The organism is Ruegeria sp. F5, assembly GCF_056533845.1.
The window spans coordinates 63,796-84,716 of record NZ_JBQFOU010000003.1 but is presented as its reverse complement, the minus strand read 5'-3'; the positions used below and the strand labels follow the sequence as shown (position 1 = coordinate 84,716).

Genomic DNA, 20,921 nt, shown 5'->3' with positions numbered 1-20,921 from the left:
ATGGCGCTGGACGCAATGCCACAGGGCGCCGAATCAGGGACAAATAGCCATGCAAGAGCAACGCCAAGTTGTCACAGTGGACGGAAGCACCGACAAGCCCGTCAACTTCGTTTTTGTGTTGCTGGACAAGTTCTCGCTTTTGTCCTTCGCCTCGGCCTTGGACAGCCTGCGGATCGCCAACCGTATGGCGGACCGCAAGATATACACGTGGACGCTGGCCGGTGAGGGCGGCGAGCTTGTTTCCTGCTCGGCCGGGACGACCTTCAAACTAGATGCAGATCTGGGCGAATTGCAGCGCGATCAGGTCATCCTGGTTTGCGGCGGGGTCGACGTTCAGGCCGCCACAACCAAGCGTGTTCTGAACTGGCTGCGCCGCGAAGCGCGCAAGGGCGTCAAAATCGGCGGGCTGTGCACTGCGGCCTATACGCTGGCCAAAGCCGGGTTGCTGGACGGCAAGAAAGCGACGATCCACTGGGAAAACGCCGACAGTTTCGCCGAAGAGTTCGACAGCGTCGAACTTACGAAATCGGTGTTTCTTATCGATGGAAACCGGATGACGACGGCAGGCGGAACATCCTCGATCGACCTGATGCTGAAGCTGATCGCCGACGATTATGGCGAGGATCTTGCCAACGCCGTTGCGGATCAGATGATCTATTCCTCGATCCGGACGGATCAGGACACCCAGCGCCTGTCCACACCCACGCGGATCGGCGTGCGCCACCCCAAGCTGAGCCAGGTCATCCTGATGATGGAAAAGAACATCGAAGAGCCGATCTCGCCCTCGATTCTGGCCAAGGATGTCGGCATGTCCACCCGTCAGCTGGAACGTCTGTTCCGCCGCTACCTGAGCCGGTCGCCCAAGCGGTATTACATGGAGTTGCGGCTGCACAAGGCGCGCAACCTGCTGATGCAGACCGACATGAGCGTGATCAACGTGGCGCTCGCCTGCGGGTTTGCCTCGCCCAGCCATTTCTCGAAATGCTACCGAGCGCATTACAACACCACGCCGTACCGGGAACGCGGGGCGCAAAGCGGTCGGCTTTCGGTTTAGCCCTCTGGCGTCATGCGGTAAACCGCGCCCTGACCAACCGAAATAAACCATATCGATCCGTCCGGGGCCTCGACGATATCCCGAACACGCTCAGTCTCGGGGCCTTTGATCTGTTCAACCTCGCGCAGCGGCGAGCCGGCAAGGCGCGCGATATAGTCGAATTTCAGCGATCCAACGAATATGTCGCCTTTCCATTGCGGCCATAGCTTGCCCGAGTAAACCAGCAGCCCAGACGGCGCGATGGACGGGTCCCAGTAGAATTCGGGCTGTTCCATGCCTTGTTTCGACGTGCCTTCGCCGATCTTCTGGCCGGAGTAATGAGTGCCGTATGAGATCACGGGCCAGCCATAGTTCGCGCCTTTTTGCACAAGGTTGACCTCATCCCCGCCTCGCGCGCCGTGTTCCGAAACCCACAGCCTGCTTCGTGCATCCAGCCCTGCGCCCTGCGGGTTTCTGTGGCCGTAAGACCAGATTTCGGGCCGAATACCAGACTGGCCCACGAACGGGTTATCTGTTGGAACCGAACCGTCCCGCGCAACGCGGATCACCGACCCCATCGCCGTCGATCTGTCCTGCGCCGAGGGCCGGTCGCCGCGGTCCCCAACCGTCAGGTAAAGCGTGCCGTCATTCGCCTCGACCACACGCGAGCCAAAGTGCCGGCCGCCCGACCCGCCCGGCACGGCCTCGAAAATCACGCGCAGATTTGTCAGCCGCTTGCCGTTTTCAGAAAGACGCGCCACGGCAAGAGCCGTTCCGGCACCGCCGCGTTGAGGTTTGGAGAAGGTCAGAAACAGCTCGCGACTGCGATCAAAATCCCGCGCTATGGTGACGTCCAGCAAACCGCCCTGCCCCGAAGCGGCAACTTTCGGAACACCCGACACGCGCTGAGCCTCACCGTCTTTGATATAGAGAATATCGCCGTCCCGTTCCGTGACCAGAAAGCTGCTATCCGGCAGGATGCCGACGGCCCAAGGGGTGTCCAAACCGCTGACCATTTTCGTAACGCGCACCGGTCCGTCGGCGGTTTGCAATGTTTCAGCCATCGCCACATTGGCCCAAGTCAGCACGATTATTGCGATTGCCCGGATCATCTCAGCCCTCCGTCAGATAGCGCGTCTTCGCCATAAAAACCTATCTGAACAAATAGCTTGCATGGGCGCAAAAACACTTTTCCGTTAGGACTTTTCTTTTCCGAACAGCTTGCCTAGGGTTCTGCCCAGAACGAATACGTTCACAACAGGGAGTAACCATATGAAAAAGCTGCTTACTGCAACTGCAGCAACCGCTCTGCTTTCGGGCACCGCAATGGCCGAGGATGTCACGCTGGGCGTTCTGTTCGGCTTCACCGGCCCGATTGAATCGCTGGCCCCCGCAATGGGTTCAGGCGCCGAGATGGCAATGGCCGAGGTCACAGAGTCCGGCAAACTGCTGGACGGCACCACCGTGACCGCCTCGCGCGCTGACACCGGCTGTATCGACAACGGTCTGGCCACGTCGAACGGGGAACGCATGATCGCGGATGGCGTTGCCGGCATCATTGGCGGCGACTGCTCGGGTGTAACCGGTGCGATCCTGCAAAACGTCGCGATTCCGAATGGCATGGTCATGATTTCGCCTTCGGCCACGTCGCCCGGTCTATCGACCATGGAAGACAACGGCCTGTTCTTCCGCACCGCACCGTCGGATGCGCGCGAAGGTCAGGTGATGGCGGATATTCTGAACGATCGCGGCATCAGCTCGATCGCTCTGACCTACACCAACAACGACTATGGCAAGGGTCTGGCAGACGCGATCCAATCGTCGTTCGAGGCTGCGGGCGGTGAAGTGACCATTGTCGCGGCACATGAAGACGGCAAGGCCGACTATTCGGCCGAAGTCGGCGCGCTGGCCTCGGCCGGTGGCGACATTCTGGTTGTCGCGGGCTATCTGGACCAAGGCGGCCTGGGTATCATCCAGTCGGCTCTGGACAGCGGTGCGTTCGACACGTTCGGTCTGCCGGGCGGCATGATCGGTGACTCGCTGCCGGCCAACGTTGGCCCCGACCTGAACGGCTCGTTCGGTCAGATCGCGGGTTCGGGTGGTGAAGGTGCTGAAAAGTACTTTGCCATGGCGGAAGCCGCAGGTTTCGACGGCTCGTCGCCCTATTCGCCGGAAAGCTATGACGCAGCCGCGCTGTTCATGTTGGCAATGCAGGCCGCCGGGTCCACCAACCCTGCGGACTATGGCGCCAAGATCATGGACGTCGCCAACGCTCCGGGTGAGAAAATCTATCCCGGTGAACTGGCCAAAGGTCTGGAACTGCTGGCCGCAGGTCAGGACATCGACTATGTCGGCGCGTCCGGCGTTGAGCTGATCGGCCCCGGCGAAAGCGCAGGTTCCTACCGTGAGATCGAGGTGACCGACGGCGAGAACAAGACCGTCAACTTCCGTTGATCACGCACTAAAGGTCATAAAAACAAGCAGCCCGGGCCTTGTGTCCGGGCTGTTTCAATGACAAAAACCCGCACCTCTGACATGGGGATGGGAAACAACGCCGGTAAACGGCGGCTAGGGGAAAAGATGATCGTCGTCGAAGACGTGCACAAGCATTTCGGCGGGTTTCATGCGGTGGACGGGGCATCGCTGGAAATCCAAAAGGGCTCGATCACCGGTCTGATCGGGCCGAACGGGGCCGGAAAAACCACTCTGTTCAACGTGATCGCAGGTGTCCTGCCGCCGACCAGCGGCAAGGTCTACATGGATGGTGAGGATATCACCGGCCTGCCCCCGCATGAGCTGTTTCACAAGGGCCTGTTGCGCACCTTCCAGATCGCGCATGAGTTTTCCTCGATGTCGTGCCGCGAGAACCTAATGATGGTGCCGGGCGCGCAGTCCGGGGAATCGCTGTGGAACACGTGGTTCGGGCGGAAACGCATCGCCAATGAGGAACGCGCGCTGAAGGCCAAGGCCGATGAGGTGCTGGAGTTTCTGACCATCGAACATCTGGCCGATCACAAGGCGGGTCAGGTCTCGGGCGGGCAGAAGAAGCTGCTGGAGCTTGGCCGCACCATGATGGTCGACGCCAAGATCGTGTTTCTGGACGAGGTCGGCGCGGGCGTGAACCGCACCCTGCTGATGACCATCGCCGACACGATCCTGCGTCTGAACAAGGAACGCGGCTATACCTTTGTGGTCATCGAGCACGACATGGATTTCATCGGCAAAATCTGCGACCCGGTCATTTGCATGGCCGAAGGCAAGGTTCTGGCCGAGGGCACTCTGGACGAGATCAAGGCCAATGAGCATGTGATCGAAGCCTATCTGGGCACCGGCCTGAAGAACAAAGACAAGCTGGAGGCGGGCGCATGAGCGGCAACCCCTACCAGGACGACAAGGGCAACAAGGACGCCTCGATCACCAACACGCATGGCGTCGGCACCATGACCCCCGCCCACCGCAAAAGCGGTGAGACGCATAAGGTCGAGGGCGGACCCTTCCTGATCGGCGACACCATGACCGGTGGCTATGGCAAAGGACCGGACATCCTGCACGACTGCACCATCGCCGTCGACGAAGGTGAGATCGCGGTGATCGTCGGCCCCAACGGCGCGGGTAAATCCACCGCGATGAAGGCCGTGTTCGGGATGCTGGATGTACGCTCGGGTGCTGTGCGGCTGGATGGTGAGGATATCACCACGCTCACCCCGCAGGATCGCGTGATGCGCGGGATGGGGTTTGTGCCGCAGACCTCGAACATCTTCACCTCGATGACGGTGGAAGAAAACCTTGAGATGGGCGCATTCATCCGCCGCGACGACATCAGCCAGACGATGGAGCAGGTCTATGACCTGTTCCCCATCCTGCGCGACAAACGCAATCAGGCCGCCGGAGAGCTGTCAGGTGGCCAGCGTCAACAGGTCGCCGTCGGCCGCGCGCTGATGACCCAGCCGAAGGTGCTGATGCTGGACGAACCCACAGCCGGCGTGTCGCCCATCGTGATGGATGAACTGTTCGATCGGATCATCGAGGTCTCCCGCACCGGGTTGCCGATCCTGATGGTCGAACAGAACGCACGTCAAGCCTTGGAGATCGCGGACAAGGGGTATGTGCTGGTTCAGGGGCGGAACGCCTATACCGGTACGGGCAAGGAACTGTTGGGTGATCCTGAAGTGCGTAAGAGTTTCTTGGGGGGGTGACGGGTGTTTAGATTCGCATGTCTCTTTTTGATGGCACTGATAACACCTTCGGCAAGCTATGCAGTTACTGCGGCTGGACCTCATCCATATTACTGCTTTGTTTCGGCAATTTGCGATGGTGAAGGTAACTGCTTGTCTCCTGTAGGGGTTCCAACAAAATTTCTTGCCGTTCAAGTACCTAGCTTTCACGGAGACACCTATCTTTTTGAAGGCTTTGGGGGGCAAACGACAAAGGCTTTGCTATTTGACGACGTCAACAAGGCAAAGTCTTTCATGGCAGCAACCAGCTCCAACGTAAAATTTGATGCTGTCGCAATTCCTCGTAAGGACATTGCTGACGGTGTCGGTTTCATCGTTCACGAAATTTCTTTTCGCGCTAACAAAAGTGAAATCTCTAGCAACGCAACAATGGTTCGTTGCAGTTCATTATCCGACGGGATGTACTAATGGACTTCCTCAACGCCCTCGTGGCGCTCTCCAACTTCGTTCTTGTTCCCGCAATCGCCTATGGCAGCCAGTTGGCGCTGGGCGCTTTGGGGGTGACGCTGATCTATGGCATCCTGCGGTTCTCGAATTTTGCACATGGCGACACGATGGCCTTTGGCGCGATGATCGCCGTTCTGGTCACGTGGGGTCTGCAGGCCGCCGGGGTCGGTCTTGGGCCGTTGCCGACCGCTCTGCTTGCGCTGCCGTTTGCCATTCTGGGCTGTATTGTCCTGCTGCTGATCACCGACCGGCTGGTCTACCGCTTCTACCGCGAACAAAAGGCCAAACCGGTCATTCTGGTGATCGTATCGATGGGCGTGATGTTCATCATGAACGGCCTTGTGCGCTTCATCATCGGGCCGGATGATCAACGCTTCTCGGATGGCGCGCGGTTCATCGTCTCGGCGCGGGATTTCAAAGCGATGACCGGCCTGCGCGAGGGGCTGGCGATCAAGACCTCTCAGGGCATCACCGTCATCGTGGCCGTTCTGGCCGTGGCACTGCTATTCTGGTTCCTGAACAAGACGCGCACCGGCAAGTCGATGCGGGCCTATTCGGATAACGAGGATCTGGCGCTGCTGTCCGGCATCAACCCCGAGCGTGTGGTGATGATCACTTGGATTATCGTGGCCGCGCTGGCGACCACGGCGGGGGTGCTGTACGGCCTCGACAAAAGCTTCAAGCCCTTCGTCTATTTCCAGCTTCTGCTGCCGATCTTCGCCTCGGCCATCGTGGGCGGTCTCGGCAACCCTCTGGGCGCAATCGCAGGCGGGTTTATCATCGCGTTTTCCGAGGTGACGATCACCTACGCGTGGAAAAAGGTGCTGACCTATCTAGCACCGGAAAGTCTGGAGCCGTCCGGATTGGTGCAATTCCTGTCCACCGACTACAAGTTCGCCGTCAGCTTCGTGATCCTGCTGATCGTGCTGCTGTTCAAGCCCACGGGTCTGTTCAAAGGGAAAGTGATATGAGCGAGCCCGTCAAGAATACGCTGCTTTTCGTTGTCGTTGGCTGCCTGATCCTGCTGACCGGATTTACCCAAAGCTGGAACGCGGCCATTCTGATCCTGAACATGGGCCTGATCTCGGCCATCATGTCGATCGGGGTGAACCTGCAATGGGGCTTCGCGGGCCTTTTCAACGTCGGCGTCATGGGCTTTGTCGCGCTGGGCGGGCTGGCGGTTGTGCTGGTCTCGACCCCGCCAACACCCGGAGCGTGGACCGGCGGCGGCTTTGGCGTTGTACTTGCGCTATTGCTGGGGGCCGCGACCGTGGTTGCGGCAGTAATGGTTGCGCAGAAGATGCCACGGGGCCGTGCGCAGACGCTGACAATCATCGGTATTCTGATCGTCGGTTTCTTTATCTATCGCGCGATCTTTGATCCCAACGTGGCCTCGATTGAGGCGATTGACCCCGCCGTTGCAGGCAATATCGGCGGCCTGAACCTGCCCGTTCTGCTGGCCTGGCCCGCCGGTGGACTGCTGGCCGCCGGTGCCGCGTGGCTGATCGGCAAGACGGCGCTCGGACTGCGCTCGGACTATCTGGCGATTGCCACGCTGGGCATCGCCGAGATCATCATCGCCATCATGAAAAACGAGGATTGGCTGGCCCGCGGTGTCAAGAACGTCTACGGCCTGCCCCGCCCTGCCCCGGTGGTCGGTTACGAGGTCGAGCTGCAGCAGGACCCCGGATTTCTGGCCCGCGCCGAATGGCTGGGGCTGGACCCTGTGACCGCCTCGACCCTGTCAGTCAAACTCGGCTATTCCCTGCTGTTCATGATTGTGTTGTTGGCGCTGCTGTGGATGGCGCAGATGGCGCTGAAAAGCCCGTGGGGCCGGATGATGCGCGCCATTCGCGACAACGAGGTCGCGGCCGAGGCGATGGGCAAGGATGTCACCCGCCGTCACCTGCAGATCTTCGTTCTGGGCTCGGCCATCTGTGGCATCGCGGGCGCGATGATGACCACGCTGGACGGTCAGCTGACGCCGGGCACCTACAACCCGCTACGCTTTACCTTTCTGGTTTGGGTGATGGTGATCGTCGGCGGGTCCGGCAACAACTTTGGGGCCGTCCTGGGCGCGTTCCTGATCTGGTTCCTCTGGGTGCAGGTCGAACCCATCGGGCTTTGGCTGATGAACCTGATCACCGCAGGCCTGCCCGATGGCAGCGCACTGAAATCACATCTGATCGACAGCGCCGCCCATATGCGGCTGTTCACGATGGGGGTGATCCTGCTGATTGTCCTCAGATTCAGTCCAAGGGGGCTGATTCCCGAAAAATAGGCCAAAATCCTCCGAAAATTGCGAACCGCGCCCGACCAAGGGCGCGGTTTCTTGATTCGGGAAGGAATTTTGCATAAACGGGTACACCGCACCGTTGTTTTGGTGCGGTCTGTCCGGCGCTCGCTCACACGAAACTGGCCGATCCGTAACGATCATGAACGCTCATTTATAAGAGTAGATGTTAACACAATGAAAAAACCACTCATCACCGCCATCCTTTTGCCGGTCGCCGTCGCCCTGACGGGCTGTGTTCCTTCGCCCGAAGATCTGGAAACCCCGCCGGTACAGGTGCCGACCGCCAAGGGCGTTGTCACCTGTCAGCTTTATCGACCCGACCGCGTGATCTGGGACCGGGCAATCGATTATCCCGCGACCAAAATGTCAGTGGCCGAGGCGGATGCCGTTTGTCAGGAAGAGGGTCGGCGCCAGTTGAACCGGTGACTGCGCCCCAAGCGGGCGGCATTCACCGGTTGCGAAACAACCCACCCAGAATGCCGCGCACGATCCGGCGACCGGTTGTGCCTTTCAGTTCTTTGATAACCGCCTCTCCCACCGCCGAAGCGAACGTATCCTTCCTGCGCACGCGCCGGGCCGAGGACCGCCCGACACGGCTGCCCGAATATCTGCGGGCCGAGGCATATTCACGCTCCATTGGTGTCTGCAGATCCAGCACCTCTTCGGCTTCGGCGGCCTCAGCCTGTTTTGCGGCAGCTTCGGCACGGGCCTGCAGGATTTCGAACGCTGACTTCCGATCAACGGTCTTGTCGTATTTCGCAGCCATGGGCGAGGTTTGCAGAATGGCTTTCCGCTCGGCATCCGAAATCGGCCCCAACTGAGACCCCGGTGGCCGAATCAAAGTGCGCTCGACCACGCCCGGAACGCCCTTTTTCTGCAGCATCGACGTAACCGCCTCACCGACACCAACCTCGCGAATGGCGGCTTCGGTGTCAAAGGCAGGGTTCTCGCGATAGGTTTCCGCCGCCAGACGCAGGTTCTTTCGGTCGCGGGCCGTGAACGCCCGCAGCGCGTGTTGGACGCGGTTGCCCAACTGGCCCAGAATATCCTCGGGGATGTCCGCCGGATTCTGGGTGATGAAATACACGCCAACGCCTTTGGACCGGATCAGGCGCGCGACCTGTTCGACCTTATCGACAAGCACCTTGGGCGCGTCGTCGAACAGCAGATGCGCCTCGTCAAAGAAGAACACCAGCTTGGGTTTGTCCGGGTCGCCGACCTCGGGCAGTTCCTCGAACAACTCGCTCAGAAGCCACAGCAGGAAAGTCGCATAAAGGCGCGGCGCACCCATCAGCTTGTCCGAGGCAAGGATGTTCACCATTCCCCGCCCGTTTTCATCCGTACGCATCAGATCGGCCAGATCCAGCGCCGGTTCACCGAACAGTTTTGTCCCGCCCTGATTTTCCAGCACCAGCAAACGCCGCTGAATCGCGCCAATCGACGCGGTTGAGACATTGCCGTATCTCAGCGACAACTGCGCCCGGTTCTCGCCGATCCAGACCAACAAGGCCTGCAGGTCTTTGAGGTCCAGTAGCGGCATCCCCTCTTCATCGGCCACGCGAAACGCAATGTTCAGAATGCCTTCCTGCGCCTCGCTGAGCTCCATCAGGCGTGACAGCAGCAAGGGGCCCATCTCGGTCACGGTAGTGCGCACCGGATGCCCCTGTTCGCCGAACAGGTCCCAGAACGTGACCGGACAGGCCGCATAAGCGAAATCCGCAAAGCCAATGCGTGCGGCCCGGTCCTTAAACGCCTGATGCAGCTTATGGGTTTCGCTGCCCGGCAAAGCCAGACCGGACAGGTCGCCTTTGATGTCAGACAGAAAGACCGGAACGCCCGCTGCGGAAAAGCCCTCGGCAAGGATCTGCAGCGTGACCGTCTTGCCCGTTCCTGTCGCCCCCGCAATCAGGCCGTGACGGTTGGCATATTTCAGCGCAAGACCCTGCGGCTCAGCATAGTCCTGACCCGCGCCACCTACAAAAACCTTATCGCTCATATGTCCGCCTTAATGTCCACCGATCCGGCACCAGCATACAAACTTAACCATTGACTGCCATAGTCCATTCGCTGCCTTCGCGGTGTAAGCCGTGGGGGCAGACTTCCTCCCTGTCGACTGGCCGTGCCTTCGGGCACGGCTTTTTTTGTTCAACTCTTACGTAAACCTGATGGTGTCATTAAAATTTCAGGTTTGTTGTTGACCCCCGTGCGCCCCTTCCGTAGGGTTTGCGCATAACTAAGTCGGCCAGTCCGACGGGGAGAACCAATTTGAAAGGGAGCTGCTCCACCAGCTCCCTTTTTTCGTGGCCGGACAAAACGGTGTGGCAAGAATCCGTTCACTTTCAGAATCGCGCATCGCTTAGTGACTGACAGCGGGCCTGAAGGGTGTTAGAGGAAACAAAAAGCTCAATCACTACACCCGAGGCAAGCATGATCAAGAAATTCCTCTCGTTCAATATTGTGGCGGCGGCCCTCATCGGCGGCGCGGTCAGCGCGCAGGAGGCGGGAACGTCCAACGAAACTCCAGCAGCGGAAAGCGACACCCAGCTCGATCTGGGTGAAACCGGCCCGCGTCTTGGCGAGCAATATGTGAAGGAAGAGACCGGCGACTGGCAAATCTCGTGCATCAAGACCGAGGCCGATGTTGATCCCTGTGCAATGCGGCAGTTGCTGAACGGCCAGCAAGGGCAGCCCATCGCTGAAATCACCATCCAGAAACTGCCGGAAGGCAACGCCGCCGTTGCTGGCGCGACTGTCATCGTTCCGCTGGAAACGCTGCTGCAGGCGCAACTGGCGCTGTCGATCGATGGCGCGCCGCGCAAGCTGTACGATTACCACCACTGCAACCCTGTGGGCTGTTTGGCCCAACTGGGCTTCACCCAGGGCGACATAGACGCGATGAAAGCCGGAAGCACCGCCGTGATTTCGCTGGTTCCGGTCGTCGCACCGAACCAGGTGCTTGAGATGGATGTTTCGCTGTCCGGCTTTACTGCCGGGTTTGACGGTCTTGCTGTCAACACGAACTAAGAAACTGGCTTTGATTTCGCCGCCACGGCCCTGTGGCGGCGGAAACGCTTAAATCCGCTTCAGCGCCAGAACCGCGTTCAACCCGCCAAAGGCGAACGCGTTGCTCAGGGCCACATCCACCTTGGCCTCGCGTGCTTCGTTTGGCACCACGTCCAGCGCACATTCCGGGTCGGGCTCTTCGTAGCCAATGGTCGGGGCAATGACCCCGTCCCGCAGTGCCATAATGCAGGCCAGCAGTTCCACTGCACCGGTGCCGCCGATCAGGTGCCCATGCATGGATTTCGTGGATGAGATCATCAGATCATCCGCGTGCGGCCCGAACACATCCGCCACCGCCGCACATTCGGTCTTGTCGTTGGCGGCAGTACCGGTTCCGTGCGCGTTGATATAGCCGACATCGCCCGCGTTCAGCTTCGCATCCGCCAGCGCGCCCGACATCGCGCGCGATGCGCCCTGCTTGCTGGGCATCACGATGTCCGAGGCATCCGACGACATCGCAAACCCGACGAGCTCGCACAGAATCTCAGCGCCGCGCGCACGGGCGTGTTCATATTCCTCGAACACAAAGATCCCGGCCCCTTCGCCCTGCACCATACCGTTGCGGTTGGCGCTGAAGGGGCGGCAGGCATCCTTGGACATCACGCGCAGCCCTTCCCACGCCTTGACGCCGCCGAAGCACAGCATGGATTCGGACCCGCCGGTGATCATCGCAGGGGCTGCGCCGCTGCGGACCATCTGAAATGCCTGCGCCATTGCGTGGTTGGATGAGGCACAGGCGGTCGAGACCGTGAAGCTCGGACCCTTGAGGTTGTGTTCCATCGACACATGGCTGGCCGCGGCGTTGTTCATAAGCTTGGGAACGACAAAGGGGTGAACGCGGTTTTTGCCGTCTTCGTAGACCGACCTGTAATTGTCGTCCCAGGTCGACACACCCCCGCCCGCAGTGCCCAGCACTACGCCGGACCGCGCGGCCAGTTCGCCGTGGAATTCGATGCCGGACTGTTCGATCGCTTCCTTGGCGGCGGTCAGGGTGAACTGAGTGAACCGGTCGTACAGCGACATTTGCTGGCGGTTGAACCGCCCCTCAGCCTCGAACCCGCGCACCTGTCCGCCAATTTTGATGGCCAGCCTGTCAACGTCGCGAAATTCGAGTTCCGAGATACCGCAACGACCTTCGCGCATCGCTTCAAGGGTGTCGGGGACCGAGTGGCCCAGCGAGTTGATGGTGCCAGCACCGGTAATGACAACACGTTTCATAACCGTTTGTCAGACCTTTTCCGACACAAGCTTTTCGATCCCGGCAATGATCGCGGCCACGTTCGAGATGTCGAAATCGTTGGCCTCGGGTTCGTTGGCGTTGAACGGGACCGAGATGTCGAACTCTTCCTCAATGGCGAAAATGCTTTCGACCAGACCCAGGCTGTCGATACCCAGATCCTCCAAGGTGCTTTCGGGCGTCACATCCGATGGCTCCAGCACGGCCTGCTCTGCAATGATCGCGATGACGCGGTCGCTGATGCTCATATCGATCCCCTGATTATCAATCTGAGGATGATTTAATCGCTCGGCGACTGTTTGAAAACAGCCTTTTTCAGTGCCTCAACGTCGCGGGCCATGCGCGGCAGGCGGCGTTGCGCTTTATACACATCCGTATGAGTTTCCATCTTGATGCCGGGATAGCCCATAATCACCCGTCCTGCCGGGACGTTAGACAGAATCTTGGTGCCACCGCCCGAGATCACGCCATCGCCGATGAAGATATTGTCGACCACGCCGGTCTGGCCGCCCAAAACCACGTTATTGCCGATCTCGACCGAGCCGGACACGCCGGTCTGCCCGCACAGCAGGCAATCCCGCCCGACCCGCGTGTTGTGCCCCACATGGACAAGGTTATCCAGTTTCGAGCCGTCACCAATGCGCGTGTTGCGGATTGTACCGTTGTCGATGGTGCAGTTCGATCCGACCTCAACATCGTCACCGATTTCGACCGCGCCCAGCGAATGGATGCGCAGCCAGCTTTGCGCCTTGGCATCGCCCTGATCGCCCAAAGTCTTGCGCGCGTTTTCCGCGCCCGACACTTCCGGCGTGACATAGCTGAACCCGTCGCCGCCAATCCGCGCGCCAGGCTGGGCAATAAAGCGATCGCCAATCTGCGCTCGCGCGCCAATGCTGACCATCTCACGCAGCACCGCCTGTTCACCCAGAACCGCATCAATACCGATCACGCAATGCGCTCCGACAACCGCGCCTGCGCCAATCCGCGCGCGCGCGCCAATAGCGGTCAGCGGTCCGATTGAGGCATCCGCGCCAATCTCAGCAGTGGGATCAATCACAGCCGAGGGGTGAATGCCCGGCTCAACCCCCTGCCCCCGGTCCAGCATCGCGGTGATCCCCGCCATCGCCATCCGCGGACGCCCAACAAATATCGCCGCGCGCAGACCCAGCGCCTGCCAGTCCGCGCCTTCCCACAAGACCGCCGCACGCGCATTGCTGCCCGACAGCGCTTCGGCATATTTCGGGGACATCGCCATTGCCAGATCGGTTGGTCCCGCATCACCGGGCTCAGCCGCCCGCATGATGGTCAGGCCGGTGTCGCCCTGACACGCGGCCCCCAGACTGTCGGCGATTTGCTGAACGGTAAACTGCATGACGGGCTTCCTTTTGGCAGGATTTGCCCCGTGCTTACCCCTGAACGTCCGGCAGGGCCACCCCCGCCTTTTGCAGGGCCTCCCAAATCTTGCGATCCCGGTCATAAACATCCCGGCGATACTGGATTTCGCCTTTCGGGCCTATGTAAGCCGTGCGGTAGATCAGATGCACCGGCACCGACTGTTCAAGATTCACCTTGGTCTCTTTCCCCGTGTTCAGGACGCGATGGAAAAACGCTTTTGGGTTCTCCTCCTGCTTCGCCAGCAGCGCGTAAGCGAACCCAAACGGGTCCGACAGGCGGATGCAGCCATGCGAGAACGCCCGAACCTCGCGCGCGAACAGGTTTTTATGAGGCGTATCATGCAGATAGATGTTGTGCTTGTTAGGGAACATGAACTTCACCAGACCCAGCGCGTTGCTCTTGCTGGGCGGCTGGCGCATCGCAAACGGGAAGTTGCTGCGGGTGAACTGGGTAAAGTCCACCGCGCCCCGGTCCACCTGACGGCCGCTGCGGTCGGTGATCTGGATGTGGCCGACCGCGTTGGGGTCAGACTGCAGTTTCGGCAGATATTCCTTGGTGATGATCGAGCGTGGAACATACCAGCTTGGATTGATCACCATATGCTCCATCTCATCCGAAAACTCGGGGCTGCGGCGGTCGTGAACGTTCTTGCCGATCACCGCGCGGGTTTCGAATGTCACCAGACCATCATCGACAATCTTGGCCGAGAAATCGGCCTGATTGACAAGGATATGCCGTTGGCCGCGCTCGCGGGGCAACCAGCGTTCCCGTTCCAGCGCGACATAGACGGCCTTGAGCCGGTCCGAGACCGAGCGATTGAGTTCCGTGATCGTCCCCTGACCCGCCACGCCGTCAGGTTCCAGCCCGTGCGCAGTCTGAAAGGCGCGGACGGCGGCTAGAAGGGTGTCATCGAAAGACGGGCTGGCGGTGGGCTTCAGGTAGCCCATCGTCACCAGACGGTTGCGCAGTTTGATCACGTTGGGCCCGGTGTCGCCATATTCCAGCTTGGCCACCGGAACGGCTGGCCCCCATCCGCCCTGTTCGATCAAAGCTTCCAGCGCCATCTTCTGCTTCATCAGCGCGCGATACTGGCGCGTTTGCGGGGCCAGTGACTGAAAATAGCCCGCACCCTGCGCATTCAGCCCCTGCAAATGATCCGCCGCACTGCGCCGCTTGACCGTACGCACCAGACCATCGTCAACCTGCGCCGGGCGCAGCGTGCCCGAGAACACATCGCTGGCATATGTCACGAAAACCCGGCTCAGTTCGGCCTCGATCGCGCCCATATCCCGGACCGAGCGCGCCTGCTCCAACTGATCCATCAACGCTTTCACGTCATACCGCGCGGCGGGCAGCCCATGCATTTGAACGTCAGACAGGGCCTTGATCAGGGCGGCGCGCCGTTGCGCATGTTCTTGCGTCTCACCAACCCAGATCGGCGAAAATCCGTTCGTCCGGTAGAACTCGCCAATCCCCGATGACGCTGGTGTTGCCTCGGCGACGGCCATCTGAAAGGCCGTACCGGTTTTGACCTCGGTTGAGGTGTTGGCCACGGCGGCGGTCACCGCAAAGAATGAGGTGAGCAGGATACTGGTACTGGTCCGAAGAACTGAGAACATGGGATGACCTTGGTTATTCAATATGTTGCGCATATGGGAAATACGCCAAATTAATATGGTTTTTCACCGGTGCAAATGTCTATTCACAATCTCCTTACTCAAACGCTTCTTTCCACGCATGATGCGCGTTTGCATCGGACCGGTTGCACAAAAGACTCAGTCGCTCAGAAATGTGCAATATTACGTCACGTGCGCAAAAAACTGCCGAAATTCCCCCTTGATAAGGTGCAAATGAAACACTTCTTGGCCGCAGAATCCGATTGTGCCATAAAACTGCCATCTGGGATGGGAAAAAATTAAGACAGCGCGCGTAACATCGTGTGCAGGCAGGAACAGTACGGGACGACAAGAAATGACCAAGAGCAGTGCATCGGGCTTGACCCGGCGTGCCCTATTGGGCGCATTCGCGGCCACGACGGTTGCCGCAGCACCTACTTTCTCCAATGCAGCAGGTTTCCTTCGCGGCGGTGGCGATATCCGCCGTATCCGCATGTATTCCGGTCGCACCGGCGAACGGATTGACATGATCTATTGGGTGGATGGCAAGTACATCAAGGATGCCGTCAAAGAGGTGAACCACTTCATGCGCGACTGGCGGACCGATCAGGTCAAGTCCATGGATCTGCGCACGATCGACATCATGGCAGCCTCGCACAACCTTCTGGACGTGAACGAGCCATATATGCTGCTGTCGGGCTACCGCTCACCCCAGACGAACGCGATGTTGCGGTCGAAATCCCGCCGCGTGGCACGCAATTCATTGCATATGCAGGGCCAGGCCGCTGATCTGCGCCTCGCGTCCCGCTCGGTTTCCCAGATGGCCAAAGCAGCCATGTCTTGCCGTGCAGGTGGCGTGGGCCAGTACTACCGTTCGAATTTCGTCCACATGGATTGCGGCGTCATCCGCACCTGGCGCGGCTAAGTTAGAAACCACTTTTCACCGAAGACCGCGCCGTCGGCGTCGTCATCCATTGTGATGTCGGCGCCTTTGTTATTTGAGACGATGCACCCAAGACCAAATTGGCCGCGGGCAACGCAGAAAAAGCGCGCTCTGGAACCGAGATGATCAAGAAGTGGCGCACCTGAGAGGATTCGAACCTCTGGCCTCTGCCTTCGGAGGGCAGCGCTCTATCCAGCTGAGCTACAGGTGCCTTGGCCGTTAGCTAACCCTGATCCGATCCGGGTGCAACTGGAAATCTGTCCGCAGCGCAAAGGTTTTGGCGGTCGGCCGACCCTCGTTCAGGCGAACAGATCATGGGCCAGTTCAAGCGCCTCGACCAGGGTATCGACCTCATCCGTAGTGTTATACAGGCCAAAGCTCGCACGACAGGTTGCAGTCACGCCAAGGTGATCCATCAAGGGCCCGGCACAGTGGTGACCGGCGCGGACGGCGACACCCTTCTTATCCAGAATGGTCGATACGTCATGCGCGTGCCCTGCCCCGTCCAGCGTGAAGCTGAAGATCGCAGCCTTGTCCGGTCGGGTGCCCTGAACCTGCAGCCAGTTGAGCCCCGTCAGCCGCTGCATCGCATAGTCGCGCAGACCAGCCTCGTGCGCGGCGATTTTGTCCATGCCCAGACCCATCATGTAGTCCAGCGCGACACCCAGACCGATGGTTTGCACAATGCCCGGAGTGCCGGCCTCGAATTTCATCGGCGGGTCGTTATAGATGACCTGATCCTTGCTGACCTCTTTGATCATGTCGCCGCCGCCGATAAAGGGGCGCATCTCGGCCATGCGTTCGGATTTGATGTAAATCGCGCCTGAGCCAGAGGGGCCGTACAGCTTGTGCCCGGTGATCGCGTAGAAATCGCAGCCGATGTCCTGCACGTCGACCGGCATATGAACGGCCCCCTGGCTGCCATCCACCAGAACCGGTACGCCCTTTGCATGCGCGCCCTGGGTGATCGCCTTGACGTCCACCACCGTGCCCAGCACGTTCGAACATTGGGTGACGGCAACCAGCCTGGTTTTCGGGCCAATCGCATCGATAACCGCCTGCGGGTCCAGCCCGCCATCGGCACCCACATCGACCCATTTCAGAACAACACCCTGACGTTCGCGCAGGAAGTGCCAGGGCACGATGTTGGCGTGATGTTCCATGACACTCAGAACGATTTCATCCCCGGCCTCGAGCCGTGGCATGGCCCAGCCATAGGCGACCAGATTGATGCCCTCGGTCGTGCCGGAATTCAGGACGATCTCATCCTCATCCGCCGCGCCAAGGAACCGCGCGATCGTGCCGCGCACGGCCTCGTATTTCTCGGTCGCGAGGTTTGACAGGTAGTGCAACCCGCGATGGACGTTCGAATATTCCTCGGCATAGGCGCGGGTCACGGCGTCGACCACCACCTGCGGTTTCTGCGCCGAGGCGCCGTTGTCCAGATAGGTCAGCGGTTTGCCGTTGACCTGCCGCGACAGGATCGGAAAATCGGAGCGAATTTTCTGCACATCGTACATTGGCGTTTTTCCTAGACGGGCCCGCTTGGGGTCAACATGAGGACAAATGGAACCGCGACGAGGGCCGACAGCAGGATCACGCCAAAGGACTTTAGCAGCGACCCGAACTGATGCGCCTCGTTGAGGAAATGCAGCGTGATGTAAAGGCTCAGCAGCGCGGTTGCCAAAACCAGCATCACCATCATGACCGGCAACGCAATGCTGACAACAAGCGAGATCAGCAGCGCCGCAATCTGCATGTATTGCAGCCAGATCGTCAGCACCATGACGCCATCAAACGTACCTGAACCGCCCAGAAACCGCCCGACATAGAGAAAGGCAAAGATGCTCAGCATCATTGCCCCGGCGGATTTCACCAGCACCAGAGGAATAGGCTCTGGTGCGGTCAGTTGTTCAGCATTCGGCAGGGCCGCAGTCTCTGCCAGCCGTTCGGCGCTGGGTATCGTTACAAAAAAGTCAATGCCCAGTTGAACAAGCCCGTTGAGCACAACGGCCAGAAAGAAGGCCAGCCACAAAACCTCGCGCCCCGGGTGCAAGGCCAGCAGGCGGCGCGCGGCCTCGGCGGGGGTTGTAACGGTCAGCACTGCCAGATTGACCAGAAAAGCCATGTTCATTCCGCAGACCTCTGCACTTGTCTGAGACCGGATAACCAGAACCAGACAAAAACGGCAACCCATACGGCACCAACCAGCGTCAGGGCGGGCCCCGGACCAATGAAACCGGCGACCAGACCGTTCAGCAACACCAGCGGTGCCGAGGACAGCAAAGCCCAGAACAGGGCAAGCCTTGCGCCATAGGCGGTCCCGTGACCACCCACCAGACGTGCGGCCCAATGTGACAGCAACGCCAGAAAGTAGAACAACAGCGGCAGGATAAAGACAGAGCCCAGCAAGGCCCCGCCCAGCAGCATGTTCAGCTCCACACCTTCCAAATGCGCGCGGCGCGCAAGGCTGGGCATCTGCGCAACAAAAGCCACCACGCAGAACGCCATCACAAAGGCCAGCGCCCGGTCTTCGCGCGGGCCCATATCAAGAAGCCGGCGCACAACGCGCCCCGGCCCCCGATAGGTCGCCACGATATCTGTTGTGACAGGCATTAGCTGTGACGCGCCAACCAGCCTTCCAGACGGGTCACGATCTCTTCGGCCAGTTCGCTGTCTTCGATCTCGTCCACCGCCTCGGCCAGAAAGGCCAGCGTCAGCAGGTTGGTGGCATCCTTCGCAGGCACACCGCGCGACCGCAGATAGAACAGCGCGGTTTCGTCAATCGCCCCCGAGGTCGACCCGTGCGAGCAGGCAACGTCATCGGCATAGATCTCAAGCTCGGGCTTAGCCAGGAACTGGCTGTCGTCATCCAGCAGCAGTGATTGGCTGATCTGGTACCCGTCGGTCTTTTGCGCGCCTTCTTTCACAAGAATCTTGCCCTGAAACACGCCCGTCGCGCCGTTGCGCAGAACCTTCTTGAAGACCTGACGGCTTTCGCAATTCACCGCGTCATGGGTGACGAAAACGGTATCGTCGTGGTGGAAATCACCATCGCCAACGCAGGCACCAGCCACATGGGCCACCGCGTCATCTCCGGTCAGTTCAACGACCTGTTCGTTGCGTGTCAGAACACCGTTCGCCGTCAGGGTGAAGGATTTATAGGTCGATTCCTTGCCCAGACGCGTAAACATATGCGTCACCGCGCGCCGCTCGTGATCGCGACCCTGTGCCCTAACGTGGTGCAGCGTGCCATTGTCGGCAATGTCGATTTCCATGCATTTGTTGAACCGCGACGCCGCCGGACCGGTCTCGAGGATGGTCACCTCGGCGTCGCTTTCCACGCGCACCACATGGTGCAGGATCGCATCCGAGCTTTCGGATTCGTGGCGATAAATAAAGTTGATCGGCTTGGACGGTTTGCCCGTCACATGGATCGCCGCCCCGTCCGTCGCATAGGCCGTGTTCAATGCAGCCAGCGGGCGCTGCACCGGGGTCTGGCCCCGCTCTTCCAGCTTGCCATACAGGTCTTTCGCCCAATGGATATCCTTGCAGCAGATATCCTCAAGCCGGTCGATCTTTACACCTTCAAGGCTCAGATCGTCAGATTGCTCGGGGCTGAACACACCGTCAACGAACACGATTTTCAGGCGGTCGACGTCGCTGAACACCATCGGCTCGCCTGCGTTGAACAAGGCCGCATTCGGCGCATCGGGCGAGATCAGCGTGTCGGGCTGGGTGTATTTCCAGTATTCGTCACGGCGACCGGGCAATCCCATCTCGCGCACGCGGGCCAAAGCGCCCTCGCGCGCCGCTTTGGTGCAGCCCGGATCGGGCATGGTCAAGGACGCCAGCCGCGCCTCGGTTGCGGTCTGTTTTGTTTGCGGCAAAGCCATCAGTTCACCTCGGCCAGAATGTCGGCGTAACCGTTATGTTCAACTTCCAGCGCCAGTTCGGGACCGCCGGATTTGACGATACGGCCGTCTGCCATGATGTGCACGACGTCGGGTTTGATGTGATCCAGCAGACGCTGATAGTGCGTGATCACCAGGAACCCGCGCCCTTCGTCGCGCAGAGCGTTCACACCTTCGGCCACCAGCTTCATCGCATCCACGTCGAGGCCCGAGTCGGTCTCGTCCATGATGCACATCTTTGGCTCCAGCATGGCCATCTGCAGGATTTCGTTGCGCTTTTTCTCACCGCCCGAAAAGCCCACATTAACCGGACGCTTCAGCATATCGGCATCGATCTTCAGCGTCTTGGCCTTGGCGCGAACCTCTTTCAGGAAGTCTGCCGCCGAAAGTTCCTCTTCTCCGCGTGCCTTGCGCTGGGCGTTCACGGCGGTGCGCAGGAAGGTCATGTTGCCGACGCCCGGAATTTCAACCGGATACTGGAAGGCAAGGAAAACACCAGCCGCCGCGCGCTCTTCCGGCTCCATCTCAAGCAGGTCTTCGCCGTCCAGCGTGGCCGAGCCTTCGGTGACTTCATAGCCGTCGCGGCCCGACAGCACATAGCTGAGGGTCGACTTGCCCGAGCCGTTCGGCCCCATGATCGCATGCACCTTGCCGGCCTCAACCGTCAGGTCCACACCTTTCAGGATCTGCTTGTCTTCTTCTTCAAGCTGAACGTGCAGGTTCTTGATTTCCAGCATTTTTA

At 59.8% G+C, this 20,921-nt stretch carries 21 protein-coding genes and 1 tRNA gene; 10 read left to right on the top strand and 12 right to left on the bottom strand.

Annotated features, from left to right (window positions below; genetic code table 11):
• Nucleotides 1-49 precede the first annotated feature (49 nt).
• Complete coding sequence (locus tag ACR0K1_RS05280; protein WP_480610954.1) at nt 50-1,054, top strand: GlxA family transcriptional regulator; 1,005 nt, start codon at nt 50-52, stop codon at nt 1,052-1,054.
• On the opposite strand, the gene ACR0K1_RS05275 is transcribed toward ACR0K1_RS05280, so the two are convergent.
• The gene (locus ACR0K1_RS05275) at nt 1,051-2,145 is read right to left on the bottom strand and encodes a PQQ-dependent sugar dehydrogenase (RefSeq protein WP_480610956.1); all 1,095 of its coding nucleotides are present in this window, start codon (nt 2,143-2,145) and stop codon (nt 1,051-1,053) included. The genes ACR0K1_RS05280 and ACR0K1_RS05275 overlap by 4 nt on opposite strands.
• A 160-nt stretch (nt 2,146-2,305) precedes the next feature.
• Here ACR0K1_RS05275 and ACR0K1_RS05270 point away from each other — a divergent pair, with 160 nt between their 5' ends.
• From ACR0K1_RS05270 to ACR0K1_RS05240, 7 genes are all read left to right on the top strand, one after another.
• The gene (locus tag ACR0K1_RS05270) at nt 2,306-3,487 is read left to right on the top strand and encodes an ABC transporter substrate-binding protein (protein ID WP_480610959.1); all 1,182 of its coding nucleotides are present in this window, start codon (nt 2,306-2,308) and stop codon (nt 3,485-3,487) included.
• 126 nt (nt 3,488-3,613) lie between these two features.
• Nucleotides 3,614-4,402 (top strand): ABC transporter ATP-binding protein, encoded by a 789-nt coding sequence (locus tag ACR0K1_RS05265; RefSeq protein ID WP_480849482.1) that lies wholly within the window; start codon nt 3,614-3,616, stop codon nt 4,400-4,402.
• Complete coding sequence (locus ACR0K1_RS05260; protein WP_480849107.1) at nt 4,399-5,229, top strand: ABC transporter ATP-binding protein; 831 nt, start codon at nt 4,399-4,401, stop codon at nt 5,227-5,229. Before ACR0K1_RS05265 ends, ACR0K1_RS05260 begins: the two co-directional genes overlap by 4 nt.
• 30 nt (nt 5,230-5,259) lie before the next feature.
• The gene (locus tag ACR0K1_RS05255; protein ID WP_480849105.1) at nt 5,260-5,676 is read left to right on the top strand and encodes a hypothetical protein; all 417 of its coding nucleotides are present in this window, start codon (nt 5,260-5,262) and stop codon (nt 5,674-5,676) included.
• On the top strand, nt 5,676-6,686 hold the full coding sequence (locus ACR0K1_RS05250) for a branched-chain amino acid ABC transporter permease (protein ID WP_480849103.1): 1,011 nt from the start codon (nt 5,676-5,678) through the stop codon (nt 6,684-6,686). Before ACR0K1_RS05255 ends, ACR0K1_RS05250 begins: the two co-directional genes overlap by 1 nt.
• Nucleotides 6,683-7,996: a branched-chain amino acid ABC transporter permease gene (locus ACR0K1_RS05245; RefSeq protein ID WP_480849100.1), complete on the top strand. Its 1,314-nt coding sequence runs from the start codon at nt 6,683-6,685 to the stop codon at nt 7,994-7,996. Before ACR0K1_RS05250 ends, ACR0K1_RS05245 begins: the two co-directional genes overlap by 4 nt.
• Before the next feature lie 189 nt (nt 7,997-8,185).
• Nucleotides 8,186-8,437, top strand: a complete 252-nt coding sequence (locus ACR0K1_RS05240) for a hypothetical protein (protein WP_480610974.1) — start codon at nt 8,186-8,188, stop codon at nt 8,435-8,437.
• Between the two features lie 22 nt (nt 8,438-8,459).
• On the opposite strand, the gene ACR0K1_RS05235 is transcribed toward ACR0K1_RS05240, so the two are convergent.
• Complete coding sequence (locus ACR0K1_RS05235) at nt 8,460-10,007, bottom strand: helicase HerA-like domain-containing protein (protein ID WP_480610977.1); 1,548 nt, start codon at nt 10,005-10,007, stop codon at nt 8,460-8,462.
• A 431-nt stretch (nt 10,008-10,438) separates the two neighbouring features.
• Between ACR0K1_RS05235 and ACR0K1_RS05230 the strand changes: the two genes are divergently transcribed.
• A complete protein-coding gene (locus ACR0K1_RS05230) occupies nt 10,439-11,035 on the top strand; it encodes an invasion associated locus B family protein (RefSeq protein WP_480610979.1) in 597 nt (198 codons plus the stop codon).
• A gap of 48 nt (nt 11,036-11,083) precedes the next feature.
• Here the strand turns inward: ACR0K1_RS05230 and ACR0K1_RS05225 are convergent, their stop codons facing one another.
• Genes ACR0K1_RS05225 through ACR0K1_RS05210 form a run of 4 tightly spaced genes read right to left on the bottom strand, consistent with a single transcriptional unit; the run spans nt 11,084 to nt 15,325 of the window.
• Nucleotides 11,084-12,292 (bottom strand): beta-ketoacyl-[acyl-carrier-protein] synthase family protein, encoded by a 1,209-nt coding sequence (locus tag ACR0K1_RS05225; protein ID WP_480610982.1) that lies wholly within the window; start codon nt 12,290-12,292, stop codon nt 11,084-11,086.
• Nucleotides 12,293-12,301: 9 nt separating this feature from the next.
• Complete coding sequence (locus tag ACR0K1_RS05220) at nt 12,302-12,559, bottom strand: acyl carrier protein (RefSeq protein WP_170748843.1); 258 nt, start codon at nt 12,557-12,559, stop codon at nt 12,302-12,304.
• A 32-nt stretch (nt 12,560-12,591) separates the two neighbouring features.
• Nucleotides 12,592-13,683 (bottom strand): UDP-3-O-(3-hydroxymyristoyl)glucosamine N-acyltransferase, encoded by a 1,092-nt coding sequence (lpxD, locus tag ACR0K1_RS05215; protein ID WP_480849097.1) that lies wholly within the window; start codon nt 13,681-13,683, stop codon nt 12,592-12,594.
• Between the two features lie 34 nt (nt 13,684-13,717).
• A complete protein-coding gene (locus ACR0K1_RS05210; protein WP_480610988.1) occupies nt 13,718-15,325 on the bottom strand; it encodes a L,D-transpeptidase family protein in 1,608 nt (535 codons plus the stop codon).
• 352 nt (nt 15,326-15,677) lie between these two features.
• On the opposite strand from ACR0K1_RS05210, the gene mepK reads away from it, so the two are divergent.
• Complete coding sequence (gene mepK / locus ACR0K1_RS05205) at nt 15,678-16,247, top strand: peptidoglycan L,D-endopeptidase MepK (protein WP_480610991.1); 570 nt, start codon at nt 15,678-15,680, stop codon at nt 16,245-16,247.
• A 152-nt stretch (nt 16,248-16,399) separates the two neighbouring features.
• Here mepK and ACR0K1_RS05200 read toward each other — a convergent pair.
• The 6 genes from ACR0K1_RS05200 to sufC form a co-directional block, all read right to left on the bottom strand.
• Nucleotides 16,400-16,476, bottom strand: a tRNA-Arg gene (locus tag ACR0K1_RS05200).
• Between the two features lie 88 nt (nt 16,477-16,564).
• Nucleotides 16,565-17,785 carry a cysteine desulfurase gene (locus ACR0K1_RS05195; RefSeq protein WP_480849094.1) on the bottom strand — a complete coding sequence of 407 codons (1,221 nt, stop codon included), beginning with the start codon at nt 17,783-17,785 and terminating at the stop codon, nt 16,565-16,567.
• A gap of 11 nt (nt 17,786-17,796) precedes the next feature.
• Nucleotides 17,797-18,399 (bottom strand): YIP1 family protein, encoded by a 603-nt coding sequence (locus ACR0K1_RS05190; protein WP_480610997.1) that lies wholly within the window; start codon nt 18,397-18,399, stop codon nt 17,797-17,799.
• Entirely contained in the window at nt 18,396-18,881 is a 486-nt protein-coding gene (locus ACR0K1_RS05185) for a YIP1 family protein (RefSeq protein ID WP_480611000.1), read from the bottom strand. Before ACR0K1_RS05185 ends, ACR0K1_RS05190 begins: the two co-directional genes overlap by 4 nt.
• Nucleotides 18,881-20,161, bottom strand: coding sequence for a Fe-S cluster assembly protein SufD (sufD, locus tag ACR0K1_RS05180; RefSeq protein ID WP_480611003.1), 1,281 nt, complete (start codon nt 20,159-20,161; stop codon nt 18,881-18,883). Before sufD ends, ACR0K1_RS05185 begins: the two co-directional genes overlap by 1 nt.
• Complete coding sequence (gene sufC / locus ACR0K1_RS05175; RefSeq protein WP_480611006.1) at nt 20,161-20,916, bottom strand: Fe-S cluster assembly ATPase SufC; 756 nt, start codon at nt 20,914-20,916, stop codon at nt 20,161-20,163. Before sufC ends, sufD begins: the two co-directional genes overlap by 1 nt.
• Nucleotides 20,917-20,921 lie beyond the last annotated feature (5 nt).